Annotated in this window: 20 protein-coding genes; 18 read left to right on the forward strand and 2 right to left on the reverse strand. The window is 69.3% G+C overall.

What is annotated here, in order from left to right; translation table 11 throughout:
- The first annotated feature begins 125 nt into the window (after positions 1-125).
- From WMF33_RS10975 to WMF33_RS11045, 15 genes are all read left to right on the forward strand, one after another.
- Positions 126-1,235, forward strand: a complete 1,110-nt coding sequence (locus tag WMF33_RS10975) for a DUF444 family protein (RefSeq protein ID WP_061624955.1) — start codon at positions 126-128, stop codon at positions 1,233-1,235.
- Between the two features lie 6 nt (positions 1,236-1,241).
- Positions 1,242-2,804 carry a SpoVR family protein gene (locus WMF33_RS10980; RefSeq protein WP_061624954.1) on the forward strand — a complete coding sequence of 521 codons (1,563 nt, stop codon included), beginning with the start codon at positions 1,242-1,244 and terminating at the stop codon, positions 2,802-2,804.
- Positions 2,801-4,027 carry a tetratricopeptide repeat protein gene (locus WMF33_RS10985; protein WP_437337088.1) on the forward strand — a complete coding sequence of 409 codons (1,227 nt, stop codon included), beginning with the start codon at positions 2,801-2,803 and terminating at the stop codon, positions 4,025-4,027. The genes WMF33_RS10980 and WMF33_RS10985 overlap by 4 nt, the downstream gene beginning before the upstream one ends.
- An 873-nt stretch (positions 4,028-4,900) precedes the next feature.
- Entirely contained in the window at positions 4,901-5,476 is a 576-nt protein-coding gene (locus WMF33_RS10990) for a hypothetical protein (protein WP_237245226.1), read from the forward strand.
- A gap of 55 nt (positions 5,477-5,531) precedes the next feature.
- Positions 5,532-6,698: a class I SAM-dependent methyltransferase gene (locus WMF33_RS10995; protein ID WP_129574225.1), complete on the forward strand. Its 1,167-nt coding sequence runs from the start codon at positions 5,532-5,534 to the stop codon at positions 6,696-6,698.
- Positions 6,699-6,742: 44 nt separating this feature from the next.
- Positions 6,743-9,139: a PP2C family protein-serine/threonine phosphatase gene (locus tag WMF33_RS11000; RefSeq protein ID WP_437337089.1), complete on the forward strand. Its 2,397-nt coding sequence runs from the start codon at positions 6,743-6,745 to the stop codon at positions 9,137-9,139.
- Positions 9,140-9,163: 24 nt separating this feature from the next.
- Positions 9,164-10,081 (forward strand): slr1658 superfamily regulator, encoded by a 918-nt coding sequence (locus WMF33_RS11005; protein ID WP_012234413.1) that lies wholly within the window; start codon positions 9,164-9,166, stop codon positions 10,079-10,081.
- Between the two features lie 75 nt (positions 10,082-10,156).
- A complete protein-coding gene (locus WMF33_RS11010) occupies positions 10,157-11,119 on the forward strand; it encodes a SpoIIE family protein phosphatase (RefSeq protein WP_148314768.1) in 963 nt (320 codons plus the stop codon).
- The gene (locus WMF33_RS11015) at positions 11,119-11,610 is read left to right on the forward strand and encodes an ATP-binding protein (RefSeq protein ID WP_236644532.1); all 492 of its coding nucleotides are present in this window, start codon (positions 11,119-11,121) and stop codon (positions 11,608-11,610) included. The genes WMF33_RS11010 and WMF33_RS11015 overlap by 1 nt, the downstream gene beginning before the upstream one ends.
- 34 nt (positions 11,611-11,644) lie before the next feature.
- Positions 11,645-12,055 (forward strand): hypothetical protein, encoded by a 411-nt coding sequence (locus WMF33_RS11020; protein ID WP_020734190.1) that lies wholly within the window; start codon positions 11,645-11,647, stop codon positions 12,053-12,055.
- A 33-nt stretch (positions 12,056-12,088) separates the two neighbouring features.
- Positions 12,089-13,468: an STAS domain-containing protein gene (locus WMF33_RS11025; RefSeq protein WP_437337090.1), complete on the forward strand. Its 1,380-nt coding sequence runs from the start codon at positions 12,089-12,091 to the stop codon at positions 13,466-13,468.
- A gap of 301 nt (positions 13,469-13,769) precedes the next feature.
- Positions 13,770-14,267: a MarR family winged helix-turn-helix transcriptional regulator gene (locus tag WMF33_RS11030; protein WP_437337091.1), complete on the forward strand. Its 498-nt coding sequence runs from the start codon at positions 13,770-13,772 to the stop codon at positions 14,265-14,267.
- Between the two features lie 16 nt (positions 14,268-14,283).
- Complete coding sequence (locus WMF33_RS11035) at positions 14,284-15,222, forward strand: 3-keto-5-aminohexanoate cleavage protein (RefSeq protein WP_061627347.1); 939 nt, start codon at positions 14,284-14,286, stop codon at positions 15,220-15,222.
- A complete protein-coding gene (locus WMF33_RS11040; protein WP_437337092.1) occupies positions 15,219-16,004 on the forward strand; it encodes an enoyl-CoA hydratase/isomerase family protein in 786 nt (261 codons plus the stop codon). Before WMF33_RS11035 ends, WMF33_RS11040 begins: the two co-directional genes overlap by 4 nt.
- A 144-nt stretch (positions 16,005-16,148) precedes the next feature.
- On the forward strand, positions 16,149-17,711 hold the full coding sequence (locus tag WMF33_RS11045; protein ID WP_437339465.1) for an acyl-CoA carboxylase subunit beta: 1,563 nt from the start codon (positions 16,149-16,151) through the stop codon (positions 17,709-17,711).
- A gap of 36 nt (positions 17,712-17,747) precedes the next feature.
- On the opposite strand, the gene WMF33_RS11050 is transcribed toward WMF33_RS11045, so the two are convergent.
- On the reverse strand, positions 17,748-19,241 hold the full coding sequence (locus tag WMF33_RS11050; RefSeq protein ID WP_437337093.1) for a hypothetical protein: 1,494 nt from the start codon (positions 19,239-19,241) through the stop codon (positions 17,748-17,750).
- 123 nt (positions 19,242-19,364) lie between these two features.
- Here WMF33_RS11050 and WMF33_RS11055 point away from each other — a divergent pair, with 123 nt between their 5' ends.
- Together WMF33_RS11055 and WMF33_RS11060 are read left to right on the forward strand one after the other, a co-directional pair.
- Positions 19,365-20,069, forward strand: coding sequence for a thiamine phosphate synthase (locus tag WMF33_RS11055; RefSeq protein WP_437337094.1), 705 nt, complete (start codon positions 19,365-19,367; stop codon positions 20,067-20,069).
- Positions 20,066-20,671, forward strand: a complete 606-nt coding sequence (locus tag WMF33_RS11060) for a hypothetical protein (protein WP_437337095.1) — start codon at positions 20,066-20,068, stop codon at positions 20,669-20,671. The genes WMF33_RS11055 and WMF33_RS11060 overlap by 4 nt, the downstream gene beginning before the upstream one ends.
- Before the next feature lie 39 nt (positions 20,672-20,710).
- Here the strand turns inward: WMF33_RS11060 and WMF33_RS11065 are convergent, their stop codons facing one another.
- Positions 20,711-21,706: an ATP-binding protein gene (locus tag WMF33_RS11065; protein ID WP_061627244.1), complete on the reverse strand. Its 996-nt coding sequence runs from the start codon at positions 21,704-21,706 to the stop codon at positions 20,711-20,713.
- Positions 21,707-21,851: 145 nt separating this feature from the next.
- On the opposite strand from WMF33_RS11065, the gene WMF33_RS11070 reads away from it, so the two are divergent.
- On the forward strand, positions 21,852-22,877 hold the full coding sequence (locus WMF33_RS11070; RefSeq protein ID WP_437337096.1) for an NAD-dependent epimerase/dehydratase family protein: 1,026 nt from the start codon (positions 21,852-21,854) through the stop codon (positions 22,875-22,877).
- The last annotated feature ends 78 nt before the right edge of the window (positions 22,878-22,955 follow it).

Raw genomic sequence — 22,955 nt, forward strand, 5'->3', positions numbered from 1 at the left:
GAGCGGCGGGGGCGCGAACGCCGGGGCAGGGGGCCGTCGGGGATGGGACGACGACGGCGCGGGAGACCTCGGCGGCCCGCCGAACGTTCGGACCCGGGGCCGCTTCCGATGCTACACTCGCCAGCGTGTCGTTGAAGATCGACCAGGATCACGGGCGCTTCCGTCAGATCGTTCGCGGCCGCATCCGCGAGAACCTGCGCAAGTACATCTCGCAGGGCGAGCTCATCGGGCGAAAGGGAAAGGACCTCGTCTCGATTCCGATTCCTCAGATCGACATCCCGCGCTTCCGCTTCGGCGACAAGCAGCGCGGCGGCGTGGGGCAGGGCGACGGCAACCCCGGCGATCCCGTGGGGGGCTCGGACGACAAGCAGCCCGGGCAGGGGCAGGCGGGCAGCGGCGAGGGCGACCACATCCTCGAGGTCGACGTCACGCTCGAGGAGCTCGCCGGCATCCTCGGCGAGGAGCTCGAGCTGCCCGACATCCAGGACAAGGGCAAGAGCAAGATCTCGAACGCCCACGACCGCTACTCGGGCATCCGCCGGGTCGGCCCGGAGTCGCTGCGCCACTTCAAGCGGACGTACCGCGAGGCGCTCAAGCGGATGATCTCGAGCGGGACGTTCCGCCCGACGGCGCCGGTCGTCGTCCCCATCCCGGACGACAAGCGGTACCGCTCGTGGAAGACGATCACCGAGCCCGTCGCGAACGCGGTCATCATCTACATGATGGACGTCTCCGGCTCGATGGGCGACGAGCAGAAGGAGATCGTGCGCATCGAGTCGTTCTGGCTCGATGCGTGGCTCACGCGCCAGTACAAGGGCCTGGAGTCGCGCTTCATCATCCACGACGCCATCGCCCGCGAGGTCGACCGGGACACGTTCTTCCACACGCGCGAGTCCGGCGGCACGATGATCTCGAGCGCCTACAAGCTCTGCTCTCAGATCATCGACAACGACTACCCGCCGGACGAGTGGAACATCTATCCGTTCCACTTCTCCGACGGCGACAACTGGTCGATGGACGACACCCTCTCCTGCGTGGACGTGCTCAAGACCCAGATCCTGCCGAGGGTCAACATGTTCGCCTACGGGCAGGTCGAGAGCCCGTACGGCTCGGGCCAGTTCATCAAGGATCTGAAGGAGCACTTCTCGCAGGACGACCGCGTCGTGGTGAGCGAGATCAGGGACAAGGACGCCATCGTGGGCAGCATCAAGGACTTCCTGGGGAAGGGGAAATAGGGCGGCATGAGCAAGTTCGCGCTGAACACCGCGCTCCCCCGGTACCTGCGCACCGAGAAGGAGCGCATCGAGAAGATCGCCAGGGACTACGGGCTCGACTTCTTCCCTGTCGTCTTCGAGATGCTGACGTACGACCAGATGAACGAGATCGCCGCGTACGGCGGCTTCCCGAGCCGCTACCCGCACTGGCGGTTCGGCATGGAGTACGAGCAGCTCTCGAAGAGCTACGAGTACGGCCTCTCGAAGATCTACGAGATGGTCATCAACAACAACCCCTCGTACGCCTACCTGCTCGAGGGCAACTCGCTCACCGACCAGAAGCTCGTGATGGCGCACGTGTTCGGGCACGTCGACTTCTTCAAGAACAACTTCTGCTTCCGGTCCACCGACCTCGACCAGCGCGGCCCGATCCTCGACCCCGTGCGCAGGAGCGACTCCTACGACCCGGACCGCAAGTGGATCGACAAGATGGCGAACCACGGCGCCCGCGTGTCGCGCCACATCGAGCGTCACGGCATCAACAAGGTCGAGGCGTTCGTCGACCACTGCCTCTCGCTCGAGAACCTCATCGACCCGTGGGCCCCGTTCACCGGCCGCCCGGCGCCCAAGGAGGAAGAGGATCCCTCGGAGGAGCCGATGGACACGTACAAGCTCCGGGCCAAGGAGTACATGGACTCCTTCATCAACCCGGAGGAGATCCTCGCGGCGCAGAAGAAGAAGCGGCAGGAGCAGAAGAAGCCGGAGCGCAAGGTGCCGGAGCGCCCGGAGCGCGACGTGCTCAAGTTCCTGCTCGACCACGCGCCGCTCGATCGGTGGGAGCGCGACGTGCTCGAGATCATCCGCGAGGAGGCCTACTACTTCGTGCCGCAGCGCCAGACGAAGATCATGAACGAGGGCTGGGCCTCGTACTGGCACTCGAAGATGATGACCGAGAAGGTCCTCGATGCGTCGGAGATCATCGACTACGCCGAGAACAACGCCGGCGTCATGGCGACGGCGCCGGGGCGGTTCAACCCCTACAAGGTCGGCGTGGAGCTCTATCGCTACATCGAGGATCGGTGGAACAAGGGGCGCTTCGGCCGCGAGTGGGAGGAGTGCACCGACCTCGACGCGAAGCGCACCTGGGACATGCGGCTCGGCCTCGGCCGCGAGAAGATCTTCCAGGTGCGCGCGCTCTACAACGACGTGACCTTCATCGACGAGTTCCTGACGCCGGAGTTCGTGATCGACCAGAAGATGTACACGTTCGGCTTCTCCGGCCGGAACGACCGGTTCGAGATCGAGAGCCGCGAGTTCAAGGAGGTGAAGGAGAAGCTCCTCTTCCAGCTCACGAACTTCGGCGATCCCTACATCCGCGTCGTCGACGCCAACTACGGCAACCGCGGGGAGCTCCTGCTCGAGCACGTGCACGGCGGCTTCGACCTGCGCGCCGACTACGCGCGCGAGACGCTCGTGGCGCTCGTCCGCTGCTGGAAGCGGCCGGTCGGCGTGGCGACGAAGATGGATAACAAGCCTGTGCTGCTCCGCTACGACGGCAAGGAGCACGCGATGACCCCGTACAAGCTGTGAGCTCCTGCGGCTCGATCCGCGGGCTCGCCGTCCTCGTCGCGCTCGCCGGCTGCGCGGGCGCGCCGGCCGACGCGCCCGCGCGATCGGCCCCGCACGCCCCGCCGGCGATGCCGCCCGCGCCCGCCGCGCCCGCCGCGCCTCCCGCGGCGAGCGGGGCGGCGGCGGCGGCGGCGAACGGCGCGGCCGCGGGCGCGGCGGAGCCTCAGGCGACCGGCTCGGGCGTCCCGCTTGACGCGCCGTCCACCAGCGAGGGCGCGCCGGCGAGCCCTCCTCCGCGCGTCGCGCGCGGCACCGGCACGCCGGCGGACAGGAAGCTCGAGGAGGGCGATGCCGCCTACGCGAGCGGCGATTTCGCCGCGGCGGAGAGGGCCTATCGCGCGGCCGCGCTGCTCGACAGGCGAGACCCCGCGGCGATCGTGGGGACCCAGCGCGCGGCGATCGCCAGGGCGGGGGTGTCCTCCGACTACAACGGGGCGCCGGGCGACAAGACGCTCCTCGCCGCGATTCCCGAGCTCAAGCGCGCGGTGAAGCTCGATCCGGAGCACGCGCCGGCGCACCTCGAGCTCGGCCGCGCCCTCCTCGTCCTCGGCCGCGCCGACGCGGCGCTCGGCGAGCTCGCGCGGGCCGCGGAGCTCGCCCCGAGCGACCCCGAGGCCCGCTCCGCGCTCGGCGTCGCTCACCTCGCGCTCGGCCACCTGCAGGACGCCGTCCGCGAGCTCGCGCGATCCGCCGAGCTCGCCCCCGGCGACGCCGAGCGGCAGGCGAACCTCGGGACGGCGCTGCTCGCGGCGGGGAAGACGGCCGACGCGATCCGCGCTTACGAGCGCGCCGCGAGGCTCTCGCCGGCCGACGCGCGGCTGCAAAACGATCTCGGGACGGCGCTGCTCGCCGCGAACGATCCGGCGCGCGCCGTGCCGTACCTCGAGGCGGCCGTGGCCCGCGACCCGGCGCGCGCCACGTACCGATCGAACCTCGGGTATGCGTACCACCTCCGCGGCGACCTGCCCAAGGCGACCGCGCTCTACCGCGAGGCGCTGCGGCTCGACGACAAGCTCGGCAGCGCGTGGATCAACCTGGGCAACGCGCTCGCGCAGTCGGGCCAGCTGAAGGAAGCGCGCGCGGCGTACGAGAAGGCGCGCGCGGTGGACCCCGCGGATCCACGGGTGAAGGCCGTGATGGACGAGCTCGACGCGATCGAGCGGCGCGGCGCCGCGCCGCGGTGACAGCCGCGAATCCGGCGCTGCCGCCCGGCCGCGTGTCAAGCGCAATCGTCGCTCGGAGCGACGCCTCGCCGACGCCCCGCCCGACGCCCCGCCCGACCGCAGCCTCAAGCGCTCGGCGACGTAGGCGGAGAGAGCGAGTTGGCGGGCCAAGCGAGCTCACGGCTCGCGCGGGCCCGGCGCCCGCGCGCGCGCGGGCGCCGGGCCCGGAGCGCGCGCCCGAGGCGTACGTCGCTGTGAAATCACCCGCCGGAGAGGGCCACTCGCCCCCGCGCGCCGCGCCCGCCTGCACTGGGTAGGTCGCCCCACCGAGCTCCGCACAGTTCCGTAGCGACTCGCGACCACACGCCATGAGTGATCTCCGCAGTGGCGGGCGCGGCATGAAAGTGTTGACAGGACCGACGCGCTTTCGATTACCTCCCTTGAAGGTGTTCTCGAGGGCTTCGATGGTCGCAGGCGCCGCCTGCCAGGGTCCGCAAGCGACGCGCGGCGCGGCGAATTCTCCGTCGTCGCTGCACGGCGCGCGCGCGCCGATCTGTGGACAATTCGGCCGGCGAGCGCCCGCGCCGCGGGCCGGCCACCGGGCGTCGCGCCCGAGCAACAGCGCACGTCGCGGTCCGGACCTCAGCGGGCGCACGCGAAGAGTACCTTTCTCTACCTGCACGGAATATCAGCAGCGAATAAATGTGATCTGTACCACATTATCGTTTCGATCCTGTGGCAATCCGGGCACCTCCAAGGCAGTCCTCGTCAGCGCTGTGCTCGTCCGAGTCCACCATGGCGACCTCGAGCGGGAGCGCGACGCACTCGACGCGGCACCCAGACTCCAGGTACTCTGCGTCCTGCCTCCTCTCGCAAACCAACCCCGAGGCCTTGATGTCCGTTTCGAAGCCGACCGATGTAGCCCCGACGCTGCGACCACCGCCGGTCATGGCGCCGAGCGGCATGATCATCTCAGCCAACTTCTCGGTCACTGGCTTCAGCAAGCGCTGGAGCCACTGCCATCAGATGGCGAACTTCCTCGCGCGGTACGCGAGCGCAAACGAGGACGACCCGGAGCGCTACGCGACGCTGCTCTCGACCTTCTTCAACGAGCTGCTTGAAGCCATTTATCGCAATCACGCTCCGTCGGGCGACATCATCATCACCTTCCAGAGGAACAACGGTCGCATCAGCGTGACGGCCGAGGTGCCCGCCAGCAGCGAGAACGTGGCGTTCTACAAGCACGCCGTCCAGCTGCTCAACCAGCCAGATCCGATGGCCTGGTACCGAGAGCAGCTCGAGCACGACGTGCCCGACAACGATGTTACGACTCTAGGTCTGCTAGAGCTCGCTGTAGTCTACGGTTCGACGCTAAGCCTTACTGAACCCAAAAACGGGACCTCGCTGACATTGAACATCGAGCTGCCGTTTACTGAGGTAGATGAAAATGAGTGCTTCAATCTACCCTGAGAACGCCGTCCCGCCCTCGTCCTCATCGGGGAGCCTTCCGTCATGGCGCTCATCGGTGACCTTCAACATGCGGGTCGACCAGGACGATCAGGAGGTGGCCCTCGCCGGCATGCTCCGGCCGTTCGTGGGCGACCAGATGCGGGCGATCCGAGGGACGCTGGAGACCGCCGCGAAGAACGCGACGGGCGAGCTCACCCTCGACTTCAAGCGCCTCAAGTACATGAACAACGTCGCCTTCCTCGAGATCAACCGGTTCGTCCGGTGGGCCGTGGAAGAGCGGCCCAACCTCAAGATCCGCCTCATCATCTCGAGCGTCATCCCCTGGGCGATGCGGAAGTTCCAGGTGATGGAGGAGCTCTATCCGAACGTCTCGGTGGAGGTCTACGACAAGGCGCTCTATCCGATCCAGAGCGTGATCGAGGACGAGGATTTCGTCAGGGTCCTCAGGACCCAGGAGAAGATCGTCTATAACCACGAGCGCAAGCTCCTCCACCGGCACGGCCTCCGGCCGGGCATGAAGGTCGCCGACATCGGCTGCGGGCTCGGGGACTTCGCGGTGCGGCTCAACGCGGAGTACAAGCCGGAGTACGTCACGGCCGTCGACCACTCCAGGGCGTTCTTGAAGCACGCCCAGGCGCACGCGAGGAGCCTCGGGATCGAGAACATCGAGTATCAGTACGGCGACGCCGCCGCGCTCCTCATCCCCGACGACTCCTTCGATTTCGTGTCCTGCCGGCTCGCCATCCAGGTCTTCCACATGCCGGACCAGCTGATGAAGGAGCTCTGCCGGATCTGCAAGCCCGGCGGCCGCGTCTACATCACGAACGAGATGCTCGCGTGCGTGACCGGCTATCCGGATCAGGACCTCATCCGCATGGGGTACCGGCGGTACCTCGAGCTGAGCCGGATGGTCGGGATGGACTTCGACATCGGCGTGAGGACCCGCGAGCTGCTCGCGAACGCGGGGCTCGAGGACATCCGCAGCGATCTCATCGACATCAACAACATGAACACCGACCCGAACAACTTCGCGAAGGTCGTGGAGAGCTGGATCAAGTTCTGCGGCGACGTCGCTGCTTCGGCGAACGCCGATCCGGTGATCTTCGAGGAGATTGGCATCGGGCTCAGGGCCCACGTCTCTGCCATCCTCAGCGACAAGGGGTACGCGAACTGGCCGATACTCGCCGGCTCCGGGCGCAAGCCAGAACGGCTGATGCGATAGCGTGAGTGAACTGGAGAGGCCGATGAGGCGCCGCGAGCCGACCTATGGAAGCTAAGGAGCGCAAGAAGTTTTCGATCGTTCAGTGGATCGTCGAGAGGTCCTCCGGGCGCTTCCGTACGAAGTTCATGCTCGTGGCGTCGTTCGGCGTCCTCATCGCTCTTGCGTCGAGCGCGGGCACGGCCCTCTACAACGTCACGCGGCTGGAGCAGGAGGCCAGCGCCGAGGTCTACGGCGGGCTGGCTCGGGCGAACGACGAGTACCTCGAGAACTACATCGAGACGACGGCGCTCCGCCTCGACCTCCTGTTCGAGCAGACGTTCTCCGAGCTCCGGATGACGGCGTCGATACTCCAGACGCTGATCGACAACCCGGACGCCGCGGAGGCCATAGGCACTCTCCCCGACAAATCGTCCTTCTTCAAGGACGATTTCGAGGTCGATCCGAACGGGAAGTGGACCCAGAACAAGCCGGGCGAGCAGTCCGTCATGAGCGTGTGGCACTACATGCTCGAGAAGGACGGCTCGATCAAGCCGGAGATCCTGAAGGACGTCAAGAAGAACGCGATCTTCGACCTGTTCGCCCCGGCCATCGTCAAGAACGGGAGCGAGAAGCTCCAGGTCTACTACGTGGGGCCGAAGGAAAAGCCCATCATGCGTCTGACGCCCTGGCTCGAGATGGCGCAGACGTTCGACAGGCTCTACCCCGGGCATACGGACAAGAACTTCTGGGACTCCTTCTTCCCGGGCATCTACGAGGGATGGCAGCGCTGGCTCAAGGACCCGAGCAGCAAGCCCGTCCCGAAGACCGACGTCACCGGCTATCCGCCCTACATCGACGCGGCGACCGGCGGCAACATCGTCACGTTCTTCAATCCCCTCTGGACGAAGGACCGGACGGACTGCGCCGGGGCGGTCGCGATCGACATCACGCTGGATCAGGCGGTGGCCCTCATCCGGCACGTGCACATCAAGTCCTCGGGCTTCGCGTTCATGTCGATGTCCGACACGAACGTCCTCGCGATCAACAGCGAGGGGGAGAAGGTCCTCGGGATCGGGACGCGGGACGGGCAGAACGAGGGCGTGAAGGAGGTCAAGCGCCTCCTCAGCCAGAGCCAGTTCCCCGAGGTCGCCAAGATCGCGATGCCGTCGAGCGAGAAGCCGGTGTTCCACCGGGTCTCGATCCAGCGGGCGCCGGGCGAGCCGGCCACGCCCTACGTCATCGTCCTGCGGCGCCTGCCCGGGATGAACTTCTACCGGGGCGAGAAGCCCATCGGGATGGAGTACTGGGTGCTCGGGTTCGTGGTGCCCGAGTCCGAGCTCTTCTCCACGGTGCACACGGCCCAGCGCGCCATCCAGTCGACGGCGGGGAACATCCTGGGCCAGCAGATCATCGTCGTCGTGCTGAGCCTGTTCGCCGTGCTCGTGGGCATCGCCTGGGTCGCGCGGAGGATCACGGCCAACCTCGTCGATCTCTCCGAGGCGGCGCACCGGCTGATGAACAAGGACTACTCGATGAGGGTCAACATCGACAGCCAGGACGAGATCGGGCGGCTCGGGATGACCTTCAACGCGATGGCGTCCGACATCGAGCGGTACACGGCGAACCTGGAGGAGCTCGTCAGCGAGCGGACGATGGCCCTCGAGAAGGCGAACGAGGAGATCAGCGAGCTGAACGCGAAGCTCGCGCAGGAGAACATCCGCCTCGGCGCCGAGCTGAACGTCGCGCGCCAGCTCCAGCTGATGGTGCTCCCCGCGCCGAGCGAGCTCCAGGAGATCCCCGGCCTCGACATCGCCGGCTACATGGCCCCGGCCGACGAGGTCGGCGGCGACTACTACGACGTGCTGCGGAGCGACGGGCTCGTGAAGATCGGCATCGGCGACGTCACCGGCCACGGGCTGGAGAGCGGCGTGCTCATGCTGATGGTGCAGACGGCCGTCCGGACGCTGCTCGCGAGCAACGAGCGGGATCCGAAGAAGTTCCTGAGCATCGTCAACAAGGTCATCTACCAGAACATCCAGCGCATCCGCTCGGACAAGAACCTGTCGTTGACCCTGCTCGACTACAGCGACGGCCAGCTCCAGCTCACCGGCCAGCACGAGGACCTGATCATCGTCCGGAAGGGCGGCACCCTCGAACGCGTCGAGACGATGGGGCTCGGCTTGCCGATCGGCATCGATCTGGATATCAGCGACTTCATCGGCAGCATCGAGGTGAAGCTCGAGCCCGGGGACGTCGTGACGCTGTTCAGCGACGGCATCACCGAGGCGGAGGACTCTTCAGAAGAGCAATACGGCATCGACCGGCTGTGTCAGGTGATCTCGCGCAATCACGAAAGGACCTCGAGGGAGATCAAGGACGCTATCATCGAGGACGTCTTGGCGCACGTAGGCTACAACAAAATCCATGATGACATTACGGTACTTGTCATTAAGAGGGTATGAGCAAGGGGGAGACTGGGCATTACCATGAGCGAAATCATCGGCGTCTACTCTTTAGACGATTCGTTCAGCGAGCACATGTCGCTGACGTTGTACCCCGACTCGTTCGCGGTGAGATGGAGCCTGTGTAACCTGACGGCGAATTTCATGGCCGAGTACTTCGGGGAGCTCTTCCCGGAGATCGACGGCGAAGACAGGCTCATCAGCCGAGACGAGGTCTCAGGCGCCATCGGTTACGTTCTGAACGAGCTGGTTGAGAACGCCGTCAAGTTCAATCAGCACGGTGATATCACCGTGACCGTCGGCATCGGGCGTGAGGACCTGGTGTGCCTCGTCAGCAACCAGATCACGAACGCGGCCGTCCCGTCGCTTCGGGAGAAGCTCCTCGAGCTCACGCAGGAGGACCCGGGGGAGCTCCTGCGGCGGCAGGCGGAGGCGAACGCCGAAGACGCAGAGAACGCCGGGTCGGGGCTCGGCTACCTCATCATCATGAATGATTACGGTGTCAGTCTTGGGTGGAAGCTCGATCCGATCTCGGTGAACAGCTTCAGCATCAAGACGATGGCCAGGATTCCTATTTTGAACGAAAGGTCGAGAATGGAAATCAAAGGTGGCAACTACCGGGTTTGGTACGATCCCTCTGAGGTTGTGGTGTACCTGGAGGGCATCCTTCGTCTTGGCGGCACGACCGAGTACGCCCCGATCGAGGAGCTGCTCGACAAGGTCCTGGCCACGAACCCTCCCACCATCACGCTCGACGTCAGGGCGCTGAACTTCCTGAACAGCTCGGGGATCAACGTCCTCTACAAGTTCGCCATCGCCACCCGGAAGAAGGGAGAGCTCCAGCTCATCGTCCGCGGCTCGAAGTCCATCCCGTGGCAGGGGAAGTCGCTGCCCAACCTCAAGAAGTTCAACCAGAACTTCGAGATGATACTCTGTGATTGAGAACGGATGGGATCTTCCGTCCAACCCGAATCGCGTCCAGGTCGAGCCATGACTGCACCTAAGGACATCAGCTCGATGCACTCCAGAGGCTTCATACAGAAGCAGAGCAATCTGGATGCCATCAGGGCGATCGTGAAGGAGCGGCAAGCGTGGAACACTCTCCTGCGCGACGAGGGGAATTTCACGGACTTCATGGAGCGCTGCAGCGCACTCTTGGAGTACGTCGATAAGCTGAAGCTCGACTTCGACGATCTCTCCCTGGTGCACGAGGCGATCCTGGAGCACGCGACCAGCATCGAGAACGAGCTAGAAGGGTACAACCGGGCCATCGACGACGACCTCGCGGTGGCGCGGCAGGTCCAGCGCGCCCTGCTGCCGGAGGCGAGCGGGCCCATCGCCTCGGCGTTCGACATGGCCATCTTCCACAAGCAGCTAGCGCAGGTGGGAGGGGACTATTACGACTTCTTCTATCTCCCCGGCGAGCGCCACGCGATCGGTGTTTACGATATCTCGGGTCACGGAGTATCGTCGGCGCTCATCATGGCGTTTCTGAAGGCTCAGTTCGCCCACGCCACCAAGCGCCTCGACAGCCCCGGGGCGATCGTGGATTGGGTGAACCGGAGCGCTTACTCGTTCCTCCGGGAGGTTCGCCGGTACGCGACGGTGAACTTCGTCATGTTTACGGACCGATTCCTCCGCTACGTCTCGGGCGGAGGGTACGGGCTCCTGGTCCGTCGGGGTACGCCTCGCTCGTTCAACCGGGTGAGCAACTTCATCGGTCTGCGCATCAAGCCGTTTCACGAATTCGAGCTGCCGTTCGAGGAGGACGACGTCCTCGCCTTGTACACAGACGGGATGTTCGAGGCGCAGGACGCGAGCGGGGAGATATATTCCGTGCAACGTCTCAACGAAATCGTCGTCAAGCACAGCGAGGAGCCGGTGCAGGTCATCCTCGACCGGTGCATCGAGGACTACACACGGTTCCGAGTGGCGGACGCCGACGACATCACACTGATCATCCTGCGAAGGTGCGCCTGATGAAGCCCGAGAAGAATCATTCGCAGACGTCGGTCGGTGCATCGATATATATATCTCCGATCGATCACATCACGGGCGACGTGGCCGGCCTGCTTGCGAACTTTCTGGATGCGCTCCTGGTGAGGTTCTATCCCAGACGGATCTGCCAGAAGGTCAACGTGGTCGTCACCGAGCTGGTCACCAACGTGATCCAGCACGGGACCGAGCGTGACAGCGAGGTACGACTCGATCTGAGCATCGATCCCGACCGGCTACTCATCAAGGTATCCAACCGCGTTACGCCGGAAGAGTACCGTACCGTCAAGGCGGTATTCGACGAGATCTTCGCCGCGGAGGACCCGAGGGAGCTCTTCGCCAGGACGGTGCGCGAGCGGCGCAACGACCGGCGGAGGGGCGGCCTCGGCCTCATTCGGCTGACCGCTGAGAACAAATTCCATCTCTCGACGCAGTACGTCGATGGAATTCTCGTCGTCCAGGCTACTTTCCCTTGAAAAGGCTCCGTATGTTTTCCACGAAAGGTCGCGTATGAAGGCTCTCAGCTATGGAGAAATCACGGATGGCGGGCTGAGCGTCTTTCAGTCGGTCGCCCGGCTCGATGACGACAACCGCCTCGTCTTGACCTTCGAGGGCGCTATCCGGATCGACAACCCGTACCGGTACCTGTCCAGCTACCTCGACGAGCTGGCGCGAGTCCTGCCGCAGCATCCGATCACGTCCACGGTGATGGACTTCGTGAAGATGCGGTTCTGCAACTCGAACGGCTTCTACGTCATCATGGACATCGTGGACGCCGTGTACAACCTGGTGCCCGGGCGGGTGACGGTGCGGCGGATCCTCGACGACGACTGGCAGCACGAGACCCTGCCGATCCTGCTCAACCTGAACGAGGAGCACGTGGCCGCGCGGACGACGTTCGAGGATGTCAAAGAGCCGTAAGCGTGGGGTGGGGGCTCGGTAAGGCGACCGGCGATGGACGCACCTGCGAACGAAGCGGACGTAGCGAGGTTCTTCGCTGTCTGTCCCGATCCGCTCTGCGTTCTGCGGATCGACGGATCGTTCCTCCGCGTGAGCGGCGCCTGGGAGAGCACGCTGGGCCTCGGGGCCGAGGAGCTGGTCGGCCGGAACCTGCTCGATCTCGTGCACCAGGACGACCTCGCCGCGACGCGGGAGCAGCTGGCGCGGCTCCGGGAGGGGCCGGTCACGCTCGGGATGGAGAACCGGTGCAGGAGCAGGAGCGGCCTCTACGTATGGCTGTCCTGGTCGATGCTGTCGGTGCCCGGCGAGGGGCTCGTCTACGCCTGGGCGCGCAACGTGGGCAAGCAGAAGCGCGTCGAGCGGGCGCTGATGCAGCGGATCGAGACCAAGATGCTGGTCGCGTCGATCTCGGCCCATTTCATCAACGTGAAGCTCGCGGACATCGACCGCGGCTTTCGGCTGGCGCTCGCGGAGCTCGGCAAGGCGCTGCGCGCCGATCGGACGAGCCTGTTCTTGCTCTCGGAGGACGGGCGGCGGTTCCTGAACACGCACGAGTGGTGCGCCGAAGGGGTCCCGTCGCTGCTCGCGGAGCGGGCCGTCGTCTCCAAGGACGTGTATCCGTGGCTCGTCGACAGGCTGTGCCGCCTCGAGGTGTGCGACGTGCCGCGCGTGGCCGATCTGCCGGATGAGGCAGCGAGCGAGCGGCGAGCGTTCACGGAGCTAGGGATCGCCTCGTGCGTCCGGATGCCCGCGGCGTACGCGGGCCGGCTCGTGGGGGTCGTGGGGATCGACGCGGTGCGCTCGATCCGGGCGTGGGACAAGAGCGTGCGGGCGCTGCTCCAGGTCGTCGGGGAGATGTTCGCGATCACGCTGGAGCGCATGCGCGCCGAGGAGTCGCTGCGCGCGGTGGTCGAGCAGCAGGAGTCGCTGCGCGCGGTGATCGAGCGGCAGGAGTCCGCGATCGAGACGCTGTCGACGCCGATCATCCAGGTCTGGAACAGCGTGCTCGTGCTGCCGCTCGTGGGGAGCATCGATCGGCACCGGGCCACCGAGATCACGGAGAAGCTGCTGCGCACGATCGTCGAGACGAAGTCGCGGTATGCGATCGTGGAGGTCACGGGGGTCGAAGAGGTCGACTCCACGACGGCGCAGCACCTCATCAGCATGCTGCAGACGATCGAGCTGCTCGGCGCGCAGGGCGTGGTGGCCGGCGTGCAGCCCCAGGTGGCGCAGACGGCGTCGTCGCTCGGCATCGATCTCTCGTCGGTCCAGGTGCACCGCGACCTCCAGGAGGCGCTGCGGTGGTGCATCCGGGAGATCCGGGCGGAAGGGCGCCGAGGGACGCGGGGGCGGCAGGGGCGCAGCGGCCGGTAGCGGGTCGCAGGGCGCAGGGCGCAGGGTGATCCGAGCTGCCCGGCCCCCGGGGAGGGAGCTCGTGGCGCGGCGCCGGGAGGACCGAACTCGCCTGGGACAACGCGCCCCGGCGGCGTGCGCTGCACGCCGGGGACGCATCATCACCAGGCTCAGACACCGGTCCTCCCGGCGCCGCGCCACGAGCTCCCTCCCCGGGGGCCTGCGGTCCGGGCGCAGATGCGTCCGCTCGGTACGCGCGTGGAGTGTGAGGTCGCGCGCTTGACGCGACCTTCGGGAGCGAATATTTCGTACACGAAGCATCGTGACCGCGACCCTGCCCCCGCCAGAGAGGCCGGAGATCGACGCCATCGTGGAGATGATCATCTATCTCTACACGGAGTCGCGCCGGCTCACGAAGGGCATGGCGAGCGGGTTCGGCCTCACCGGACCACAGCTCACCATCCTCAAGCTGCTCGAGTCGTTTCAAGATCTGTCGCTGTCCACGCTGTCAGAGCGGATCCGGGCGCAGAACAGCACCGTGACGGGGATCGTCGACCGTATGGAGAGGGAAGGGCTCGTTCGGCGCGAGCGCTCGAAGGCCGACCGGCGGGTCGTGCACATCCGGCTCAGCGAGAAAGGGGCGCGGCTCGCCCGCGAGATCCAGGTCGAGCCGATGGAGATCTTCCGGAGCGCGCTCCTCGGCCTGAGCTCGACCGATCTGCGCGACTTGCTCCGGATCCTGACGAAGCTGCAGAGACAGGTGGTCGCCCGGGTCGCGCAGAGCGGACCGAAGAAGGGCGACGGCGGCGACAGGACGTGAAAGGGAGGCAGGGGGCATGAGAGAGAAGCCGACGTTCACCGGGGAACCGCGGAAGCCGAACGAGCGAGACCCCGATGTCTGCGTGGTGACCTGCGCGCTGTCCGGGGTGCTCGCGAACCGCAAGCAGTGCCCCGCGATCCCGTACACACCGGTCGAGATCGCCGAGGAGGCGAAGCGGGCCTACGACGCGGGGGCGGCGGCGGTGCACATCCACGCGCGCAACGACGACGGGTCGCCGACGTTCTCCCCGGCCGTGTTCGCGAAGATCAAGGAAGAGGTGCGGCGGCGCTGCCCGGTGATCCTGAACTTCTCGACGGGCACGATCCTCGAGGACGTCAGCGAGCAGTGCGCGGCCATCCGCGAGAGCCGGCCGGAGATCGCGGCCCTCAACATGGGCACCATGAACTACTCGAAGTACTCGCGCGCGCGGAAGAGCTTCGACTTCGACATGGTGTTTCCCAACACGTACGCGAAGATCGGCAAGCTCCTCACCGCCATGAACGAGGCCGGGACGAAGCCCGAGCTCGAGTGCTTCGACACCGGGCACACCCACGGCGTGTGGCCGCTCGTCGACATGGGCCTGCTCAAGCCGCCGCTGCAGTTCTCGTTCATCGTCAACGTGCTGGGCGGCATCCCGGCGCACGTGGAGTCGCTCCAGCTCCAGACCAAGATCATGCCGCCCGGCTCGGAGTGGGAGGTGATCGGCATCAGCCACGGGCAGTGGCGGATGCTGGCGGCGGCGCTCGTGCTCGGCGGCAACGTGCGGTGCGGGCTCGAGGACCACTTCTACCTGCCGAGCGGCGAGATGGCGCGCAGCAACGGCGAGCTGTGCGAGGTGGCCGTGCGCATGGTGCGCGACGTCGGGCGCAGGCCGGCCACGGTCGAGGAAGCCCGGCAGATCCTGGGGCTGCGCGGCGACGGCGCGGGCGGTCCGGCGGAGGGGGCGGCCTCGTGACGGGCGGCGCGACCGCGGTCGTCCAGGCCGCCTCCGCGGGGGGCGTCCTCCGGCTCACGCTGAACAACCCGGGGCGCAAGAACGCGATCGGGCCGGCGATGGTGAACGAGCTGCTCCACGCCCTCGAGGCCGGCATGGCCGACGAGGCGGTGCGGTGCGTGGTCCTGACCGGCGCGGGCGACGCGTTCTGCGCCGGCGGCGACTTCGCGCAGCTCACCGGCGCCGAGGGGGCGCCGGCGCCCGCGCCGAAGGGCGACTACGCGGACCTGCTGCTCGCCATGGCGAACTCGAGCAAGCCGATCGTGGCGCGGGTGAACGGGCATGCGCTGGGCGGCGGGCTCGGGCTCGTCGCGGTGTCGCACTTCGCGATCGCCGCCCGCGGCGCGAAGCTGGGGACGCCGGAGATCAATGTGGGCCTGTTCCCGATGATGATCATGGCGGTGCTCCAGCGGCACGTGAGCCGCCGCAGGCTGCTGGAGATGATGCTGCTCGGGCAGCGCCTCGACGCCGACGAGGCCGCGCAGTGCGGGCTCCTGAGCCGGGTGGTCGAGCCGGGCGCGCTCGACGCCGCGGTCGACGAGGTGACCCGGGCGATCGCGGCGAAGAGCCCGATCGCGGTGCGGCTCGGCCTGGAGGCGTTCGCGGCGCAGGACGATCTCGACCTGGAGTCGGCGCTGCCGCTGCTGCGCGAGCGGCTCGCGGGCTGCCTCGCGACCGACGACGCGCGCGAGGGGCTCATGGCCTTCCTGGAGAAGCGGCAGCCCCGCTGGTCGGGCAGGTAGGCGCCGGGGGGCGCGTGGGTGCTTTGCGGGGGACGGGAGGGCGCCGCAGGCCGCGGCGCTCGCTGGCTCTCGGTTGAGGCGGCCCCGCTCGCCGCGCGGCGCGCGACGGCGAGCGGGGCGCGCAGGATGAGGTGGCCCGTGAACATGCGAGAGCTCGTGAAGGACCTCGAGGCCCGCCGGGAGCAGGTGCGGCGGATGGGCGGCGAGGAGCGGGTGGCGAAGCAGCACGCCCGCGGGAAGATGACGGCGCGGGAGCGGCTCGCGGCGTTCTTCGACGACGGCGTGTGCTTCGAGGTCGGGATGCACGGCACGCAGATGGGGCTCGCGGCCGGGCCGGACGGGAAGGACCGGCCGCCGGCCGACGCGGTGGTGTGCGCGTTCGGCAAGGTCGACGGGCGGATGGTGTGCGCGGCGGCGTACGACTTCACCGTGAAGGGCGGCAGCATCGGGCAGACGGGCGAGGAGAAGGTGACCCGGCTGCGGCAGATGGCGCTCCGCGGGCGCTGGCCGATGGTGTGGTTCATCGACTCGGGCGGGGCGCGCATCGATCCCGGCTCGATGCACCCGGACAGCATCTCGCTGTTCGCCGGCTCGGGGCACCTGTTCCGCGAGCAGGTGCACATGAGCGGCGTGGTGCCGCAGGTCGCCGCCATGGTGGGGCCGGGCGCCGCGGGCACCGCGTACATCCCGGGGCTCGCGGACTTCGTGCCGATGGTCAAGGACGTCGGCTCGATGGCGCTCGGCGGCCCCCCGCTCGTGCGCGCGATGACGGGCGAGGACATCTCCGAGCAGGAGCTCGGCGGCAGCAAGGTGCACGCGACGAAGAGCGGCGTCGGCGACGCGGAGTACGCGAGCGACGCCGAGTGCATCGCCGCGGTGAAGCGGTACCTCTCGTTCTTCCCGTCGAGCTGCGACGAGGAGCCGCCGCGCCTGCCGGTGACGGATCCCGTCGAGCGGCGGGAGGAGTCGCTGCTCGACCTCCTGCCGGAGAGCCCGCGGCGCGCCTACGACATGCTGAAGCTGATCGACGCGATCGTGGATCACGGCGAGCGGTTCGACCTGAAGCCGCGGTGGGCGCGCTCGATCATCACGTGCCTCGCGCGCATCGGCGGCCAGCCGGTCGGCATCGTGGCGAACCAGCCGACCCAGATGGGTGGCATCCTCGACGTGGACGCCTCCGACAAGGCCGCGCGCTTCATGCAGATCTGCGACGCGTTCAACGTGCCGCTCGTGTTCCTGCAGGACGTGCCGGGCTTCATGATCGGCTCGAAGGTCGAGCACGAGGGGATCATCCGCCACGGGGCGAAGATGCTGCACGTCATGGCCGCGGCCACCGTGCCGAAGATCACGGTGGTCGTGCGCAAGGCGTACGGCGCCGGCTATTACGTGATGTGCGGGCGCGCGTACGAGCCGGACCTCATCGTCGGCTGGCCGACCGCGGAGATCAGCGTGATGGGGCCGGAGGGGATGCTCGGGATCGCGGCGAAGAAGCTGTTCGGGGACGCGCCGCCGCCGCCCGAGGTGAAGCAGGGGATGATCGACGCGCTCCAGAAGAACATCGACGTGATGAAGGTCGCCGGGTGGGGGCTCATCGACGACGTGATCGATCCTCGGGACACGCGCCGGGCGATCGCGTGGGGGCTCGAGCTCGCGCGGAAGAAGCGGGTGGAGCGGCCGGAGAAGAAGCGGGGGATCATCCCCGTGTAGCGCGGGGATCGGCCGCGCCCGGCGCGGCGAGCCGCCTCAAGGTCGCTCGCCGTCCTCCTGCTCCGGCGCCTCGCCCTCCTCGGGCTTCGGCGTCGGCACGGCCCGGGGCGCGGTCGCGTAGAACGGCTCCGGCGCGCTCTTCACGCGGAGGAGCGTCGAGCTCTTGGCGCGGACGACGGCGGTGTACGCGTCCAGGCCGAGCGCTGTGCCCGGCTCGTTCGCGTGCAGCGTGGCCCTGACCTGGTAGAGACCCTCACGGGCGAAGGTGTTGTCGGGGCAGACCTCACGCAGGAGGAGCGAGAGGTCGACCGACGCGCCGGGCTTCAGCGTCCTGAACATGTCGCGCGGGATCGCGCCCGTCGGCGCGGACGCCTCGCACACCGTCGTGCCGTTCGGTCCGACGACGAGGAACGCGAGCATCCGCGACCGGATGGCCACGGTCATGGGGCGCCTGCCGGCGTTCTTCGCGCTGACCCGGACGACGATCGAGCGAGGGCTCGCCGCGTCGGACCAGGGCTCGCTCGTGAGCTCCAGGCGAGGCGCGTTCGCGTCCACGATCGGCTCGCCCGGCGCGCCCGCAGCGACTTGAACCGGCTTGTCGGCCGGGGGCTGCGGCGGCGTCTTGTCGGCCGACGGCTGCGGCGTCTTGTCGGCCGACGGCTGCGGCGTCTTGTCGGCCGACGGCTGCGGCGCCTTGTCGGCCGACGGCTGCGCCTCATGGTCTGCCGCCGAGGGGGGCTCGGCGTCGCCCGCGCCGTCCGCGGCGGCCTCCTTGCGGGGCAGGCCGTAGCTCAGCACGACGGTGGGCGCCGCGAGCCCGGGCGCCGGGGCGAACGCCGGCGGATCGTCGGTCGACTCCGCGGCGAACGGCGGCGAGGGCGCCTTTCTCGACCACTTGGGCGGCGGGCCCCAGCCGTACCACGCCCTCACCACCGCGCCGCCGGCGAGCGCGGCTTCGTCCTTGCCGAAGCAGAGCAGGCGCGGATCGAAATGCTCCACGTACGACTGCCCGGGCGCGAGCAGGAGCGCGCGCCGCTCGGGAAACCCGCTCGGCTTGAGCCCCGCGGGGGCGGCGCAGCGGGTCGTCTTCTTCGTGCGCTTGTTCAGCGTGTCGATCTCGAAGCGCAGCAGGCGCACGTCGGCCGGGACGCGCATCGGGCGCTCCCCTTCGTTGTCGATCCGCAGCGTCCACGGCCCCTTGGGGGACGGCGCGACGAGCCAGACGCGCGCCGGCGCCGGCGCCGGCGGAGGGGGCGGGGGCTCGGTCGCCTTCTTCTTCGCGCCCGCCCTCGGCGCGGCCGCGCTCGTCTTCGGCGCCGCGGCCTTGGCGCCGCCAGGCGGGGCGGCGGCGTCGGCCTTCGGGCCGTCGGCCGGCGCGGCGGAGCTCGGCTTCTCCCCCTGCTGCGCGGGGCCCGGCTTCTCCTCCGCGAGCGCAGGGCTCGACGCGAGCCCCAGGACGGCCACGGCGGCCGACGCCGCCGAGGCGGCCGACGTGAACAGACAGGCGATCCGGACGAGACGTGTGCGCATGGAGGATCCGTTCGGGAGCGAACGCTTCCGCTTTCTTTCCGGGGGCGTCAACCTTAGCGTAGCCGGCGAGCCCGGCCTCCCTCGGGGGCGCCCGGGCGCTCTCCCATCGCTCGAAGCGTGGTCATGCGCGGTCTGTACGCCATCGTCGACACCGATTCGCTCGAGCGCCGCGGGCTCGATCCGGCGGCGTTCGCCGAGGCCGTCCTCGACGCTCGCCCCGGGGCCCTCCAGCTGCGCGACAAGCGCGGCGGGGCCGCGCGCACGCTCTCGCTCCTCCGCGCGATCCAGCCGCTCGCGGCGCGCGCGGGCGTGCCGCTGTACGCGAACGACCGGGCCGATCTCGCGGTGCTCGCGCGCTGCGACGGCGTGCACGTCGGCCAGGACGATCTCCCGGTGCCCGAGGTGCACCGGCTCGCGCAGCGCGCCGGCGTCCGGCTGCGCGTCGGGCTCTCCACCCACACGCCCGCGCAGATCGAGGCCGCGCTGCGCGAATCGAGCGAGCACCTCGATTACATCGCGATCGGGCCGATCTTCTCGACGTCGAGCAAGGAGCGCCCCGACGCCGTGGTCGGCCTCGAGGGGCTCGCGTCGCTGCGCGCCATGGTCGAGCGGGCGCGGCCGGGGCTGCCGGTCGTGGCGATCGGCGGCATCTCGCTGGAGCGGGCGCGCGACGTGGGCCCGCTCTGCTCCGCCGCGTCGATCATCGCCGCGCTGCTGCCGACGCCGGGCGCGCCGACGTCGCGCGCCCTCGAGGAGGTGAGCGCGCGGGCGCGGGCGCTCAAGGACGCCCTCGCGGCCGCGGCGCCGCGCGGCGCGGGCGCGCGATGAGCCTCACGCTGCTCGCGGCGGCCGCCGCGGCGGTGGCCGCCACCGTGGGCTACATGGCGGCGCGCCGCGAGCGGGAGGCGCTGTGGGAGGACCGCGACGAGGACGAGCGCGCCGCGCCCGCGGCGTCCCCCGAGGACGCGTTGTGGGACGAGCTGCCGTTCGCCCTCGGCGACGTGGTCCTGGCCGGGAGCGAGGAGCGCTGGCTGTCGGGCGCGATCGTGGCGCGCGAGCGGGGCGAGATCGTCGCCGCGGTGTTCCTCGCGCCGGAGGGCGCGACGCAGCGGGCGGTGGTGGCCTTCCCCGCGCCGCGGCGCGAGATCCTGTGGCTCGCGCCCGCGGCGGCAGACTCGCCCGACGAGCCGCCGGCGACGCTCGAGATCGCGGGCATGACCCTGCGGCGGCGCGCGCGGCTGCCGGCGGCGCTGGAGCGCCTCGGGCAGGGCGCGCCCTCGCTGGGCGAGGCGGGGATCATCGCCCTGTACGAGGGCGGCGGGCACGACGCGGCCGTGGTGCTCGCGAGCGAGGGGCGCATCCACGCCTGGGTCGGGCGGCGCGTCGAGGAGGGCGGGTACGAGCGGCTCGGCGGCGGCGGCGAGGGCTGACGCGGCCTGCGTCGCCTTGCCGAGCGATCGCGGCGGCCGTCAGCCGATGACGCCGCGCAGCTCCGCGATCAGCGAGGCCATCGCCAGGCTCGGCGAGGCGTTGCGCTCGAGCTGCGCCACGGCGCGCGAGACCGCCGCGTAGCGCCTGGCCGAGACGACGGCGCGGCGCGGATCGGCCGCGACGGCGGCGCGGGCCTCGCGGGCGAGCGCCGCGTTGAGCGCGCGGAGGTCGTCCTTGAGGGCGCCCTTGTCGCGATCCAGCGACTCCGCGAACGCGACGGCGGGCCCGAGGTCCCGGGCGGCCGCGGCCGTGAGGATGCTCCTTACGAACGCGTCGCGCGAGGCGGTCTGCTCCTCGTCCGCGAGCTCGAGCGCCGTGGAGGCGCTGCCCGCGGCGAGCTCCACGGCGAGGTCGTGCCGCTCCTCGGGCACGCCGTGATCGCGGAGGATGCCGCGGACGATCGGCTCGGAGAGCGGGGCGAAGCGCACGGGCAAGGTGCGCGAGCGGATCGTGTTGAGCAGGCGATCGCCGCGCGAGGTCAGCAGGATGAAGTGGGTGCCCGGCCGCGGCTCCTCGAGCGTCTTGAGGAACGCGTTCGCGGCGCCGACGCTGAGGTCCTCGGCGTCGCGGACGATGAACACCCGCGCGCGCCCCTCGTGCGGCGGGTAGGACGCGTGGGCGAGCACGATGGAGCGGACCTGGTCGACCGAGATCTCGGTCAGCTCGTCGCGGCTCCGGCCGATGACGGCGGCGGGATAGAAGTTCTTCGCGACGATCTGCACGTCGGGGTGGAGCGGCGCCGCGGGGCGGCCCTCGGAGCGCGCGGCCGCGCGCCGGCACGCGTCGCAGCGGCCGCAGCCGAGCGGGTCGCCCCCGGTGCAGACGAGCGCCTGCGAGAGCGCGACGGCCGCGAGCTCCTTGCCGACGCCGGGCGGGCCCTCGAAGCGGTAGGCGTGGTGCACGCGGCCCGTCTCGAGCGCGCGCGCGAGGGTGCCGACCGCGGTGTCCTGGCCGAGGATATGGGAGAACGGCACGGACCGCTCTCTACCACGGCCGGGGCGCGGCCTGATCCCGCTCGATCGCGAGAGGCCGCTCGTCGCCCGCCCGCCCGCCCGCCCGCGCCGCGATCGCGTCGTCCGCGTCGTCCGCATTGCGCGCGGCGGTGATAGGTTGCCGTGCATGCGCGTCCTCGTGCTCGGCGGCACCCGGTTCATGGGCCATTTCCTCGTCTACCGCCTGCTCGCGGCGGGCCACCAGGTCACCCTCCTGAACCGCGGCGCGACGCCCGATCGGTTCGGCGACCGCGTCGCGCGGGTCCGCTGCGACCGCGCGGCCGACGACCTGGCGCAGGCGCTCGGGGGCCGCGAGTTCGACGCCGCGGTGGACTTCACCGCGTACACGGCCGGGGACGGCCGCGCGGCGGCCCGGGCGCTCGGCGGCGGGCGCGTCGGGCACTACGTGGTGATCAGCACCGGCTCGGTGTACCTCGTGCGCGAGGGGTGCCCGCGGCCGTCGCGCGAGCGCGACTACGACGGCCCGCTGCTCCCGGAGCCCGAGGGCGAGGAGGATCGCGCGGCGTGGGCCTACGGCATGAACAAGCGCGGCTGCGAGGAGGCGCTCGCGGCCGCCTTCCGGGACGACGGCTTCCCCGCGACCGTGCTGCGCATCCCGATGGTGAACGGGGAGCGCGACCCGCACCGCCGCCTCGAGCGCTACGTCGCGCGCGTGCTCGACGGCGGCCCGCTGCTCGTCCCGGACGGCGGCGGGCACGCCGTGCGGCACGTGTACAGCGGCGACGTCGTGCGGGCGATCGTGGCGCTGCTGCTCGTGCCGTCGACGTTCGGACAGGCGTACAACCTCTGCATGGACGAGACGCCGACGCTCTCGGAGCTGCTCGCGCTGGTCGCCGAGCTGCTCGGCGCGCCGGCGCGCCTCGCGCCGGTCGCCTCGGCCGCGCTCCGGGCGCGCGGCATCGACCCGGTCGCGATGTCGCCGTTCAGCGATCGCTGGATGTCGACGCTGGATCCATCGAGGGCGAAGGCGGAGCTCGGCTTCCAGCACACGCCGCTGCGGCGGTGGCTGGAGACGGTGGTCACGTCGCTGCTCGCGAACCCGCCGTCCGATCCGCCGCCGGGCTACGAGCGGCGCGCCGACGAGGTGTCGCTCGCGGCCGAGGCGGGGGCGGGGAACGCCGGCCGCGCGTGAGGTACGCTGGACCCGTGGGGAGGCGAGCGGGCCGGGCGGCCTCGCGCCGGCCGCGCGCCTCGCCGTGAACCGTCCGAA

This window comes from Sorangium sp. So ce394 (assembly GCF_051474665.1).
Taxonomy (GTDB): domain Bacteria; phylum Myxococcota_A; class Polyangia; order Polyangiales; family Polyangiaceae; genus Sorangium; species Sorangium cellulosum_D.

Coding starts and splice junctions, on each gene's coding strand:
- WMF33_RS10980 (WP_061624954.1), top strand. CDS start 1,242: ATGAGCAAGTTCGCGCTGAACACCGCGCTCCCCCGGTACCTGCGCACC.
- WMF33_RS10990 (WP_237245226.1), top strand. CDS start 4,901: ATGTCCGTTTCGAAGCCGACCGATGTAGCCCCGACGCTGCGACCACCG.
- WMF33_RS11000 (WP_437337089.1), top strand. CDS start 6,743: ATGGAAGCTAAGGAGCGCAAGAAGTTTTCGATCGTTCAGTGGATCGTC.
- WMF33_RS11005 (WP_012234413.1), top strand. CDS start 9,164: ATGAGCGAAATCATCGGCGTCTACTCTTTAGACGATTCGTTCAGCGAG.
- WMF33_RS11010 (WP_148314768.1), top strand. CDS start 10,157: ATGCACTCCAGAGGCTTCATACAGAAGCAGAGCAATCTGGATGCCATC.
- WMF33_RS11015 (WP_236644532.1), top strand. CDS start 11,119: ATGAAGCCCGAGAAGAATCATTCGCAGACGTCGGTCGGTGCATCGATA.
- WMF33_RS11020 (WP_020734190.1), top strand. CDS start 11,645: ATGAAGGCTCTCAGCTATGGAGAAATCACGGATGGCGGGCTGAGCGTC.
- WMF33_RS11025 (WP_437337090.1), top strand. CDS start 12,089: ATGGACGCACCTGCGAACGAAGCGGACGTAGCGAGGTTCTTCGCTGTC.
- WMF33_RS11035 (WP_061627347.1), top strand. CDS start 14,284: ATGAGAGAGAAGCCGACGTTCACCGGGGAACCGCGGAAGCCGAACGAG.
- WMF33_RS11045 (WP_437339465.1), top strand. CDS start 16,149: ATGCGAGAGCTCGTGAAGGACCTCGAGGCCCGCCGGGAGCAGGTGCGG.
- WMF33_RS11050 (WP_437337093.1), bottom strand. CDS start 19,241: ATGCGCACACGTCTCGTCCGGATCGCCTGTCTGTTCACGTCGGCCGCC.
- WMF33_RS11055 (WP_437337094.1), top strand. CDS start 19,365: ATGCGCGGTCTGTACGCCATCGTCGACACCGATTCGCTCGAGCGCCGC.
- WMF33_RS11060 (WP_437337095.1), top strand. CDS start 20,066: ATGAGCCTCACGCTGCTCGCGGCGGCCGCCGCGGCGGTGGCCGCCACC.
- WMF33_RS11070 (WP_437337096.1), top strand. CDS start 21,852: ATGCGCGTCCTCGTGCTCGGCGGCACCCGGTTCATGGGCCATTTCCTC.